Origin of the sequence: Streptomyces sp. P9-A4, assembly GCF_036634195.1 — a bacterium.
GTDB lineage: Bacteria > Actinomycetota > Actinomycetes > Streptomycetales > Streptomycetaceae > Streptomyces.
Genome location: NZ_JAZIFY010000001.1, coordinates 6,615,558 through 6,627,475, shown reverse-complemented (window position 1 = coordinate 6,627,475; position 11,918 = coordinate 6,615,558). Strand labels below are relative to the sequence as shown.

General features: G+C 68.7%; 11 protein-coding genes. 3 read left to right on the top strand and 8 right to left on the bottom strand.

Features of this window, described 5'->3' with window-relative positions:
• Positions 1-9: 9 nt before the first annotated feature.
• The 5 genes from V4Y03_RS29700 to V4Y03_RS29680 all read right to left on the bottom strand — a co-directional run bounded on the left by V4Y03_RS29700 (position 10) and on the right by V4Y03_RS29680 (position 5,152).
• Positions 10-414 carry a WXG100 family type VII secretion target gene (locus V4Y03_RS29700; protein ID WP_332436933.1) on the bottom strand — a complete coding sequence of 135 codons (405 nt, stop codon included), beginning with the start codon at positions 412-414 and terminating at the stop codon, positions 10-12.
• Between the two features lie 42 nt (positions 415-456).
• The gene (locus tag V4Y03_RS29695; protein ID WP_332436932.1) at positions 457-1,110 is read right to left on the bottom strand and encodes a hypothetical protein; all 654 of its coding nucleotides are present in this window, start codon (positions 1,108-1,110) and stop codon (positions 457-459) included.
• Positions 1,111-1,120: 10 nt separating this feature from the next.
• Complete coding sequence (locus tag V4Y03_RS29690) at positions 1,121-2,827, bottom strand: RNase A-like domain-containing protein (RefSeq protein WP_332436931.1); 1,707 nt, start codon at positions 2,825-2,827, stop codon at positions 1,121-1,123.
• Between the two features lie 725 nt (positions 2,828-3,552).
• A complete protein-coding gene (locus V4Y03_RS29685) occupies positions 3,553-4,071 on the bottom strand; it encodes a hypothetical protein (RefSeq protein WP_332436930.1) in 519 nt (172 codons plus the stop codon).
• A gap of 472 nt (positions 4,072-4,543) precedes the next feature.
• Positions 4,544-5,152: an Ig-like domain-containing protein gene (locus V4Y03_RS29680; protein WP_332436929.1), complete on the bottom strand. Its 609-nt coding sequence runs from the start codon at positions 5,150-5,152 to the stop codon at positions 4,544-4,546.
• An 821-nt stretch (positions 5,153-5,973) separates the two neighbouring features.
• On the opposite strand from V4Y03_RS29680, the gene V4Y03_RS29675 reads away from it, so the two are divergent.
• Positions 5,974-6,768, top strand: a complete 795-nt coding sequence (locus tag V4Y03_RS29675) for an IPT/TIG domain-containing protein (RefSeq protein ID WP_332436928.1) — start codon at positions 5,974-5,976, stop codon at positions 6,766-6,768.
• Positions 6,769-7,201: 433 nt separating this feature from the next.
• Positions 7,202-8,674, top strand: a complete 1,473-nt coding sequence (locus V4Y03_RS29670; protein ID WP_332436927.1) for an IPT/TIG domain-containing protein — start codon at positions 7,202-7,204, stop codon at positions 8,672-8,674.
• On the opposite strand, the gene V4Y03_RS29665 is transcribed toward V4Y03_RS29670, so the two are convergent.
• From V4Y03_RS29665 to V4Y03_RS29655, 3 genes are read right to left on the bottom strand one after another with little or no spacing between them, the layout of a single operon-like run.
• Positions 8,665-9,105, bottom strand: coding sequence for a hypothetical protein (locus tag V4Y03_RS29665; protein WP_332436926.1), 441 nt, complete (start codon positions 9,103-9,105; stop codon positions 8,665-8,667). The two genes, V4Y03_RS29670 and V4Y03_RS29665, sit on opposite strands and share 10 nt — an antisense overlap.
• Positions 9,102-9,404 (bottom strand): hypothetical protein, encoded by a 303-nt coding sequence (locus tag V4Y03_RS29660; protein ID WP_332436925.1) that lies wholly within the window; start codon positions 9,402-9,404, stop codon positions 9,102-9,104. The genes V4Y03_RS29665 and V4Y03_RS29660 overlap by 4 nt, the downstream gene beginning before the upstream one ends.
• The gene (locus tag V4Y03_RS29655; protein WP_332436924.1) at positions 9,380-10,294 is read right to left on the bottom strand and encodes a hypothetical protein; all 915 of its coding nucleotides are present in this window, start codon (positions 10,292-10,294) and stop codon (positions 9,380-9,382) included. Before V4Y03_RS29655 ends, V4Y03_RS29660 begins: the two co-directional genes overlap by 25 nt.
• Positions 10,295-10,965: 671 nt before the next feature.
• Between V4Y03_RS29655 and V4Y03_RS29650 the strand changes: the two genes are divergently transcribed.
• The gene (locus tag V4Y03_RS29650; RefSeq protein ID WP_332437291.1) at positions 10,966-11,871 is read left to right on the top strand and encodes a sterol desaturase family protein; all 906 of its coding nucleotides are present in this window, start codon (positions 10,966-10,968) and stop codon (positions 11,869-11,871) included.
• Positions 11,872-11,918 lie beyond the last annotated feature (47 nt).

Genomic DNA, 11,918 nt, shown 5'->3' with positions numbered 1-11,918 from the left:
GACACCCGTTCAGATGTCGTTGATCTTGCTGGTCGGCGCCGCTCCGGGACCCGGGCCGCCCGGTCCCTCGCCGGACAGTCCGCGTACCTCGGCGTCGATGTCGACCTTCTTGCTCTCGGCCCGGAACTGCCGCAGGGTGTCCAGCTCCTGGCGTGTGAAGCCGTCCCGGCTCATCCGGACCGCCGCCGCCAGGACTCCCAGGATCTCCCGGACGCGGACGGCGTCCGCCCCGGCCTCGCGGTGCAGCTTCCGGTACGCCGTCGCCGCCTCGCTGCGCCAGCGCGCCTCGGCACGGTCGACGATCGCGTCCATCCGGCGCACCTGCCCGTCGATGTGCGTCCGCATGGCGTCCAGGTCGTCCGCGAGACGCTTCAGGTCCTCGTCCGTCACGGCGAGGTTCGGGTCGGTGGGCATGGCGGCGGCTCCTTCCGGGGCGATGGGGTGGTGGGTGGTGGGTCAGTGCTGCTCGGCGAAGTGGGCGTGGACGGCGTCGAGCAGGCGGCGGACGCGTGCGTGGGTCACATGGGGCCTGGCGGTGGCGAAGGCGGCGTCCAGCTCGGCGGGCGTGCGGAACAGGTACAGGAGGCGCTGCAACTCGCCTGCGAGGTCGGCGAGTTCCTGGCAGTCGGGATGCTCGCTGGTCAGGATCTCGTCCAGGGCCTCGTCCACGCTGTCGTACTCCCCCGACACCATCGACGAGATGAAGGCCGAGGTCAGCGAGAAGCGTGCGCTCGCCTCCCAGTCGGACAGCGACAACTCCGTCAGGGCCGGGTACGAGAGCAACTGGCGGTCGCGGACGAGCTCGGCCATCGACCGAAGGAAGTCCGTCGGCGCATCGTCACCGGCCGCCCGCGCCAGCCGCTCGCGGTACGCGGCGGGCCGGGTCTCGAACACCTCCGTGCCGACCTCGTCGGCCAGGAGGTCGAGCAGCGAGGCCAATGACTCCAGGGGCATCACATGGGCGATCGCCCGGGAATCCTGCAGGAGGCGGGACAGCCGCTGGAGTTCGTCCTCCAGCGGCGCGGCGCCCGGGTTGCGCGACGCGGCGGCGATGCTCAGGAGGAGTCCCACCGCGCCCCGGGTGAGGAACTCGTGGTGTTTCGTGGTCACGTGGCGCATATTACGGCGCGCTCGGGAAGGCGGTGCGGACATAGAACGTCCCGGAATCCGGCGAGTAGGCGAGGATCAGCTTCACGCTGTGGACGTCCTTCGGCTGGGCGCCGAAGCCCTGAGCGGCGAAGTCGTCCTTCGAGACCAAGGATCCCGTCACGACGTTGTTCCCGTTGGTGTCCTTCACGGTGATGATGTCCAGATCCGGCGAGGAGGCGGAGCTGAACGTCCCGTTGATCACCTTCTGCTTCTGGTTGTTCATCCATTTCGTGATCGTGTCGATGTTGTCGGGGTCGTTGAGCGCGGCCTGGACGTTCCTCTGGGCGGCCGGCAGGTCCGCGAAGGCCGAGGCGTCGACGCCCTGGTCCCGTACGCGCATCCGCAGCTGGTCGGGGGTGAGGCCGACGTGCCGGTCGATCGCGTGCCCCTCCTTCGGGCTGCTCTGGGAGCCCTGGTAGGGATTGGTCTCCCACTCCATGGACGCGAGGTCGATGCCGAACCGGTTGTTCGGGTCCCGCGACTGTTCGTTGAGCGGGGTGATCGATCGGTTGAACTCGAAGAGCGAGCGCGCCCCGTACGCCTCCGCCCTCGCCGACTGCGACTGGAAGGTCGGCACCGACCGCGAGGCCTCCTGCAGCGGTTCGAGCAGGCCCTTCACCTTCTCCGTCTGGGCCCGCAGCTCGGTCTCGTAGGCGTCAACGGCCCGGTTGACGGCGTCCGTGTCGATGCTGAGGAGCACCGCGGCGCCCAGGCCCTTCCACAGGTTCTTGAGGCGCTTGAAGAAGTTCTCGAAGAAATCCTTGGGGTCGGAGAGGTCGAGGAGTGCCAAGGCGTCCTTGAAGGCCTTGTTCAGGATCTGGCGCAGCTCGGTGCGGACCTTCTCCGCGGCCTCCGCGTACGAGCGGATGGCCTGGGCCAGGATCTGGGCCGTGGTGCTGAGGACACCGAAGACCGGGAGGCTCGTCCCCGCGCCGGTCGGCGGCTTGTGCCCCCACTCGTAACCGGCCGTGTTCTTGCCCCAGGCCTTCGTGCCCCACAAGGACGATACGAACTGCAGCATCGCCCCGTGCCAGTCGCTGTTGGTGTGGTCCGTGATGGCGTCGATGGTGCCGCTGAGCTGCCCCTGGATGATGCCGAGGCCCGTCTGGTACGGCAGCCAGGCCTGCGACAGCTCGTTGACCCTGAGGTAGTTCGGGAGCGGCAGGAGCTCCAGCGCGCGGCCGGTGCGCAGCGCTTCCTCGATCACGCTGCGCATCAGGGAGCCGGGGATGTCGCCGTCGTCGAAGACGTCGGCGAAGTCGTCGACGGGGTTGCCGTCGCGGACGCCGAACGGCGGCGGGACCTTGTACGCCGGCGGCGCGGAGATGACCTGCGGCGGCGGCGACGGCGCGAAGGGCGGACTGAGCGGGTGGGTGGCCGCGTCCGCCTGCCGGAAGTTGTTGGCCGTGGTGGTGAAGCCGACCGACGCGCCGCCGATGGCGACCACGGCCTTGCCGTGGGTCTCGATGAGCAGGGCGACGACGGCGGCGTACTGGGTGGCGAACTCGACCGTGACGGTGCCGGATCCGCCGACCTTGGAGTAGCCGGCGTGCACGTCGAGGAACTGCGCGAGCGCCTTGTGGAACGACTCCTGCTCGACGGAGAGGGCCGTCGACACCTGGTACAGCTGGAGCGGCTGGACGTCGATGCCACCGGGGCCCGTCCACGGGGTGGTCACGGGGGGCGGGGTCGCCGGAGGCAGTTGGGGCGCGGGACCGGAGGCCGGCGGGGTCGGCGGCGTGTTCGGCATCGGCGACGGCGTCGCCTGGGAGCCGGGCGTGCCCGAAGGCTGGCCCTGCGGGGGCAGCTGCGTGGTGCCGGGTGTCGGTGTCGTGTTGGGCGGCGGGGTGGAACCCGGGGGCGCCGTTCCGCTCGGGCTCGGGTGGGGCGTACTCACCGGCACACCCGGCCGACGCCGCACCTGCCGCAAGCCGTGCGCGACCGCGCGTACGTACGTATGCCCCGTTCCCGTCCCATGAGTCCCCCCGACTCCGTCAGACTGAGGCCGAAACTAGCAGGACTTCACGCCAACTCCCATGATCGACAACAGAGTTGGCCGGAATACGCCACACCGCACTCGCGCCCCGGGCAGGGGCGGGGCGACCGCCGGCAGCACGCGAGGGGGATCGATGTGGGTGGCGGCGAGGGCGAGCCCGGCGGGGACGGCTACGTGTCCGCCGGGGAAGCCGGCCTCGGTGAGCGAGACCTGCGCGTCCACCAGATCGGGGCGGGGCAGGACCAGCCTGGCGAGCTCCTTTGACCCGACCGCGCCGATGCCGATCCCGGGCGCCGCGACCCCGTGATGCCGTAGCCGCGCAACGGCCCGTCCATGAGCGCGGCGAGGCTGCCGGATGCGCCGCCGCCCCACCCTCGGGGAGGGCGGGGCGGGGGCCGGGACGGGGATCAGCAGGGACGGATGTGGTAGACGGGGGTCCAGGACGCGGTGCCCGAGCCCTTGGCCACGTGGGACCAGCGTTCGCTGCCGTCGTTGTTGTAGAAGCGGGCGCGGGTGCCGGAGCTCTGGTTGTTGTTGAAGGTTCCGTCGCCGATGCCGTTGAAGTCGTAGTAGCCGCACCGGTAGTAGTCGTAGTTGACGCCGCGCCCGTCCGTGATGCACAGGTGTCCGTCGTTGCAGGCCCGGGGCGCGTTGGGGGCTGCCAGGTCGCGGGGTTCGGGCTGCCCGGGTGCCGGGATCGTTGCGGTGCCGCCGGGGATGGCGAGGGTGTTCGCCGAGGTCTGGCGGGCCTGCGGATCCTGGGCGAGAACGGCGTCGACCCGCCGCTGAAGCTGCCCGGCCTGCTCGTCGGTGAGGCCGGCGGCGCGCGCCTGCTCGGAGTAGGTCTGCTGATCGGTCTGGGCGATCGAGGTCGAGGCGTGGGCGGACAGGGCGGGACCTGCCATCAGGGCCACAGCGGCGACCATCAGTCCTGCGGATCGGCGGAACGGAACACGCTTCAAGGTCTTCTCCAAGCGTCGGCTCTGCACCTCATTCGAGGAGCAAGGGCACTCTTTCCACCACAACACCCTTTCAATGGCCCTTGGCGAGGGTGCGCCACACACCGTGAGGAATACGGACAGTCACGACCGAACATCGGAGAACGCCCGGCGCCGGGCTCCGGGCCTCGCGAAACGGTGCACGCGAGGACTCCACGGTCTACGTGCGGCGTCTGCCGCCCCGACAGCGGCCTCCAGGACACCTGAATCCGAGACGCAGGCCAGGCCCCGGGCGGGAAGCGGCGTTCGAGAGATGCGGGCCGACTCGTCCAGGACGAAGAAGCAGTTCGGACGTTCGGCCCGGGCCCGGACCAACTCGGTGAGCGCCGGGGGCGACAGCGCGGCGGCCACGCCGTCGCCCGTGGAACGCATCGGCTGTGTAGACGGGGGAGAGCTCTGGTCAGACCGTGGGCGTGACTGTACGGGTCACCGCTCTACCGTAGTTGCTCCAGTGCGACGGCCGTACGTCATCGCGGGGGCGGCCGTTGTGTGAATCGATGTTGACTTCGTTGTGGATGTTGCCGGTGCTGAAGTTGAACAGGCCGGGTCCACCGCAGAGCAGGAGGCAGGGCCCTGGCGTCGGGGGTGCGGGGGTTTGGGTCACGGTGACTGTGGTGGTGTTGCTCGAGGCGTCGCATCCGGTGTTGCCGTTGTACGCCGCGGTGATCGTGTGCGTACCGGTGACGTTGAACGTTGCCGTGTAGGTGGCCTGACCGCTGGAATTCACCGCGATGGTGTCCAGCACGTCAGGGCCGTCCCAGAAGGTCACGCCCAGGCCGCCGCTGGGGTCCTCGGCGCAGGTCACGGTCGCGGTGAGGGTCGCCGGGTTTCCGACGGTGGTCGTCGAGGGTGATGCCTGGACAGTGGTCGAGGAGTCCACGGCTGCGGCCGGGGTGGCCAGGCCGATCACGGCCGCGAGCGCGGCTGTGGCAACGAGAGTTCCCGCCCCCCGCCTGCGCAGATGCATACGTCCCATATGAGTGCTCCTTTGATCGAGGAACATCACCATATGCCCGCTTTACATAGATGCGGTGGAGGTGTTGCCGGGTCCGCCCGGTTGGATGGTGTGTCACTTCCAGCTGACTCCGCATCACCGGGCCCGGCGGTGGCGGTGCGGGTGGCCCTGTGGGGATCGATAGCGATGCATCACAGGCCGTATTCCTTGCGGTCGGACGATGGGGCGACCACGCTCGACACGCCGACGTCCGAAACCAGACGACCGGACATGCCTGTGTCGAGTCAGACCGCAGGCGGACGCAGGACTGGCGACATACCCCGGGAGAGCCGGCCCCGAAGAGCGGCAGACGTTCACGAGTCACCAGCACCTGGCCCGGCGTCCTGCAGCGCGCCACGAACTGCGAACCCAACCGCGCTCCGCCGCTCCTGTTCGAGTCGGCAGCTCACTACCAGAGGTCCCGTTCTTCGTCGTCACCGGCTTGGCGAACCACCCGTCAGCCGAACGCAACAGTGCTGGAAGCGACGTTGGCCGCCGACCGGCCAGTCGCACCTCTACGACTCGCCACAGATATTTACAAATGTCCCAATAGGCACATAAATATAACTCATTTGAGTGATGTGCCGTTAACCGTCTTGCTCATTCTTACGCCAAGCGGCTCACTGACTGATGTCCGAACCAGGTAACCCGCCCATCCCTCTGCTGGTGGCATCTGCGGCAGTACCGCGATTCCCATGACGCCTCGGCTCGGCAACCCCGCTCACGGGCGTCTCCAGCGTCGCGATCCGATCCACCGCCTGGTGCCCGTTTCCGCAGGGGGCACTGGTCCGGGATGTGGCGGTACCACTCAACACCCGACCTCATAGGAGGACCTGATGGCTCCCGTCATCACTTCCATCAGCCCCACCCAAGGCGCGTCCGGTACCGTCGTGACCATCGCCGGTACCGGGTTCGGCGCCATCGCCAGCACACCGACTGTCCACTTCGACAACACGTCAGTGACCGGCACGGTCACCGTCGCCAACACCCAGATCACCGTCACCGCCCCCGGCGGGTGCGCGCAGGTCAACGTCAGCGTGACTGTGGGCGCCTCCACCAGCAACGCCAAGCCGTTCTTCAACATCGCCGCCCCCACGATCGGGGGTATCAACGCCAACGTCGGCCCTGACACCTCCCCACCCGCCACCACGCTTTACGGCAGCGGGTTCGCCGCGACCACGGCGGTCACCTTCGGCGCTGCGGGCGCCGGCACCCTCGGCCCCGTCGTCAGCGACTCCCAGCGCTCCGTCACCCCGCCCACCTTCGTTGTCACGGGCGCACCGGTCACCGTCAACGTCACGGCAACCAACCCGGGCGGGACCAGCGCCATCGCCGGCGCCTCCGGCCAGTACACCTACTACGACCGGCCGACGGCCGCCACCATCACCCCCAGCACCGGGTCGCCGGGCGACACCGGCGTCCTCATCGTGGGCACCGGCTTCTACGACGTCAGCGCCGCCACCTTCACCGATCCCGCCGGCCCAACCGACTACCCCGCCGATTTCACCCCTCTCAGCGACACTCAGCTGATCGTGACGGTGCCCCCCGGCGCCCCGTCGGGAACGGCGCTCAACGTGACCGTCACCAACCCTGGCGGCACCACCACCCCGGCCCTCACCTTCACCACCTGACACCCACGGGTGCCGCGTCAGTCAGGGTTTGCCCGTCAGGGAGCAGCGTCCGGTGCGGTGGCTCGCAAGACGCCGGATCGACTTCGTAGAGGTCCTACTCGATCGATTCGGCGACGCCGCGAAGGGCCGTGCCGGACGCTGCGACGAGGCGAAAGTCGCCTGACGCTGCTCCAGCATCGCGAGCCGCGAGTTCGTGAAGAAGTGCAGTGAGATGCCGACAGCGAAGTCCCTGATGATAGAGGTGCTTGCTGTGTTTGGGCCCCCCAAATTCATCAATGGATTTCCGGTGGCGCACACGAGCCGCCCGTGTGTGCTCTGGGTGATCAGAGCACACACGCCCATCCACGGGGCTGGGGACCGCCCAGCCCCGTACAGAAAGCGCGCACCCCGCCCGAACGAGAGACAAGCCAGAGAGGCCCGCTCCATGCCACCGATGATCAGCACACTCAATCCCACCCAGGGCCCTGCCGTCGGCGGCAACCAGGTCATCATCTCCGGCGCCAGTCTCACCGGAGCCACCGCCGTCCGCTTCGGTACGAACTCCGCCGCCTTCACCGTGGTCAGCAACTCCTCCATCAGGGCCACCGCACCGCCGGGCGTCGGGCAGGCGAGCGTGCGAGTGACCACGCCTGGTGGCACCAGCAACGGTCTCACCTACACCTATCTCACGGCGCCGGTGCTCTACGCACTTGTGCCCGGCCAGGGGCCGACGAGTGGCGGGAATCAGGTGGTGCTCACGGGCGTCGGGTTCACCAGCGCCAGCGCGGTGCACTTCGGCGCGGCATCGGCGGTCTTCACCGTCAACAGTGACACGCAGATCACCGCCACCGCGCCCGTCGGGTCAGGTCCGGTCCCCGTGACGGTGACCACGCCCGGCGGCACCAGCAACGGTCTCACCTACACCTATCTCACGACGCCGGTGCTCTACGCACTTGTGCCCGGCCAGGGGCCGACGAGTGGCGGGAATCAGGTGGTGCTCACGGGCGTCGGGTTCACCAGCGCCAGCGCGGTGCACTTCGGCGCGGCATCGGCGGTCTTCACCGTCAACAGTGACACGCAGATCACCGCCACCGCGCCCGTCGGGTCAGGTCCGGTCCCCGTGACGGTGACCACGCCCGGCGGCACCAGCAACGGTCTCACCTACACCTATCTCACGACGCCGGTGCTCTACGCACTTGTGCCCGGCCAGGGGCCGACGAGTGGCGGGAATCAGGTGGTGCTCACAGGCGTCGGGTTCACCAGCGCCAGCGCGGTGCACTTCGGCGCGGCATCGGCGGTCTTCACCGTCAACAGTGACACGCAGATCACCGCCACCGCGCCCGTCGGGTCGGGTTCCGTCCCCGTGACGGTGACCACGCCCGGCGGCACCAGCAACGGCGTCACCTACTCCTACACCACCGTGGCGGGGCCCACCCTCACGGACCTCGACCCCCATTTCGGGTCCACCAGCGGCGGCACCAACGTCACCATTTTCGGGACCAACCTGACCGGCACCACCGCCGTCCACTTCGATGCCCAGGCCGCCGGCAACATCGTCGTCCTGGGGGACAACCAGATCACGGCGACTGCGCCGGCCGGCACCAACACCGTGGTGGTCACCGTCACCACTCCCGGGGGCACCAGCGACCCCAGTATCGGCAACCCGTACTACACGTACGTGCCACAGCCCGCCCTCACAAGCCTCATCCCCGACACCGGCGCCACCACCGGCGGCACCAACGTCACGATCAACGGCACAGCCCTCACCTACACCGACGGGGTCTTCTTCGGCGCCACGCCCGCCAGCTTCGCCGCCATCTCCGACACCATCGTCCTCGCCACCTCGCCGCCCGGGGTCGGAGGCGTTCCCGTCACCGTCCACTCCCCCGGCGGCACCAGCAACTCCCTCACTTTCACCTACGAGTGACCGAGAGGGTCTGTTCGTTTCTGTGGTTGATGCTGAGAGGACAGCGGCCGGAGCACGGCCGTACGGTCTGCCAGCTGCTGATGTAGGAGTTGGTTCTCGACTGTTGCTTGGTGCAGCGCGCCCACGAGAGCTTCGACGTCGGCCTTGACGCGGGCGATCTCCTCCGCGTCGGCAGCCCGCCGCTCCTTGAGCCGGCGGACCTGCTTGCGCAGGCGCTGCTCACTGTCCGGGGTGCCGCCGCAGGCGCCGGCCTTGTCGTAGAACTCGTTCTTCAGGTCGGTGTGCCGCTGGGTGAGTGCATTGCACGGGACACCGGCTTCGACGGCGAGGCCGACGATCGTCAGGGCGCCGTTGGAGCGTTCGGGTGTGCCGCTCAGGATGCGGTCCATCGCGGCACGGATACGGTCGCGCTCGTCTGCGACGGGGCTCATGCGGTCGGCTCCTGGGAATGGATGCCATCGGTGTGGTGACGGGTGGCCAGAGCCCGGAGATGGTCCGCACGCTGGGTGAGCCGGTCGGCGAGCGGGCCGGGCACAGCCTCCGAGGCGGCCTGCTTCTCCAACCTCTGTGCGCGCTGCACGAGTTCGTCGGCGTGGCGGTCGGTGCGCGCGATGTTCGCACACGACGGCTGGCAGCGGTCCAGGCTCGGGGCGTCGGCGACATGGAGGCGGTGGCATGGAGCGCGGTCGCGGTTGTAGACGCACATCAGGAACGAGTGCGGGCCGTCCACGGTGTTCCCTTCACGAGGCCGGTGACCGGGGCGGCCAGGGGGCAGGGGCCCGGATTGGTGCGTACGTACTCGGACAGGTGCTGCCACGGCCCGGTGCCCATCAGACCGTTGACTTGCGTGTATGAGCAGCCGCATGCCCGGCGATGCAGGTGGTGGCCAGGGCGTGGGCGTAGCCGGCGTTGGGTCGGGACGGAATCGGCTGGCCGCGGTCCACGTCGCGTCCGGCAGCGGTGTCCGGCCCACCACGCCGTCCCGGTCCTGCCAGTGCAGCAGAGCAAGCCGGCGAAGGCGGCCTTGCGATCGGCCAACCGCCCCGCCCACCCAGCGGTCGGCAGCCCGTCGGCTCCGAACCCGTGCAAGCCCACATCCACCCATCGGCGAAACGCCCGCGGCATCAGCCAGCGCACCTCACTGGTCCGCGCGTTCTTCGCCCGTGCCGCCGGAACCAAGACCGGATTGCCGGTCCGACCGACGACAGACCTCATCAGCAGCGGGTTCACCTGCACGAACTCGCGCTGCACCGCCCACTCGTACAGCCGCGCCAGCGCTGCCAGACCCCGGTTCCACCGTGCCCCGCCGATCCGGCTGGCGTTGCGGAGTGACCGGATTCGCCAGTCCTCGAAATCCCACAGATCGTCCGCCGATGCCTCGCTCCAGCACTTCCCACGACCCCACAGGAAATCGAAGAACAGGCAGTAGTCGTCCGTGTAGTTCCGCTTCGTCTCCGGCGCGGGACGGGCGAACGACGACCGGCACAAGTACCGGCTCAGCACCTCATCGATCCGGTGGTCCGGAGAAAGAAGAATCGGATCCCCAGGATGAATCCCTACGCGGTCCTCACATGCGGCCGGGTCTTCCCACCCGGTCAGAACAGGCACCCGGTCCGCCATCACCCGACGTTCCTCGGGCACCCAGTACGTACGCCAACCCGCCACGCATCCACCCCTGCTCGATCCGCTTCAACACGTAGATCCAACAGGGAAGACCAGCACAGCCGACAGAGTGCCACCCGAGGGAAGCCGCTCCCCCTTCCGCGACGACCGCGCCCGGCGAATTCGCAGGGGGCCTGGCCGGGCCGCCGCCGGGCGTCGCGTACGGAGCCGTGCCGGTCTGCTCGCAGACCTTGTTCGCCAAAGCGTCGCCCTACTCCCCCGAGGCGTCCTCGGTCCGGTTGCGCCGAGGCTGCTTTTTCGGGCGTTTCTCTTTTCGGAGGCACTCCCCTGTTCTTCCCCCGCGCCGTCGCGCGCCGGTGCCAGTCGAAGGCGGTCCGGCGGTCCGGCTCCCCGCCCGACGCACATCGGCCGAGGAGTTCCGGTGGTGACGGCCGGTGGCCACGGGCGCTTCACAGCGGCGCTGAATCGTTGCTGCAGGCGGGCCGGCCCGCCTGCATCGTCATCACGAATATGCCGGCGATCACGAACGTAAAGCACTTCTTCCTATCAATCACCGTTCGATATCGCTCGCCGCGGGCTGGCCAAAAAGCGTCGCCGAGGAATGAACAGGCCCTCTCGGCCGCTGCTAGTGTTCGGTCCCTCATTCGGACGTGATGGAGATTCTCCGCATGGAAAATCGACCCGAGACGGGGTCACTTTCGGCGAAATCGTGGGCCATCGCAGCTTCCTCGCGCGAGGTGCTTCGGCATGTCGCCTATCCGATCCTGGCCCTCTCCGCGGCCTGGCTCTTCGCCTCGACGCTGCGCTACGGCTGGGACCGCGGGGAGGCTGTCCAGTTCTTTCTGGTCGGCGCCATCCTCTATCTCGCGGTGCTGGAAAGGCTGATCCCCCATCGCTCCGACTGGCACCCCAGCGTGCGAGAACTCTGCTGGTACGCGGCCTACTTCGTGTTCACCATGGCGGGAGCCGTGCTCGCTCAGGCGGTCGTCGCGGTCGTCGTCGCGGCGGCTCCGGGAGGGGGGCTGGGGCTCGCGTTGTGGGTGCAGGTGCCCGTGGCCCTGCTGGCCTCCTCTCTCGCCGGCTACCTGGCGCACCGCTTCGCGCACACCAATCGGTGGCTGTGGAAGGTCCATGGAATTCACCATGTTCCGCGGAAGGTCAATGTCGCCAACAACGGCGTCAATCACGTGCTGGATGTCGCGTTCAAACAGGGTGCCGTTCAATTGAGCCTCGGATTGTTGGGGTTCTCTCCTGACTGCCTCTTCGCGGTGGCGCTCTTCACCATCGTTCAAGGATATTTCGTGCACGCGAATGTGGATGTCCGTCTCGGGCCGTTCAACCATGTCCTGGCCAGCCCCGAACAGCATCGGCTGCATCACAGCGCCGACATCGACGAGGCCGGCCACTACGGAGTCGACCTGTCGGTCTGGGACCGCCTCTTCGGCAGCTTCACCTGGCGGCCGGGCCGCCGGCCGGCCGTGGTGGGCGTCCAGGATCCGACCGCGTTCCCGGAGACCGGGGCGGTCCTCGCCGGCCTGCTGCATCCCTGGCGCCGCCCGACTCGCACCGCGTAGCCCCGTGCCGTACGGGCGTCGTGCCCGAAACCGCCCCTCGCCTGGCC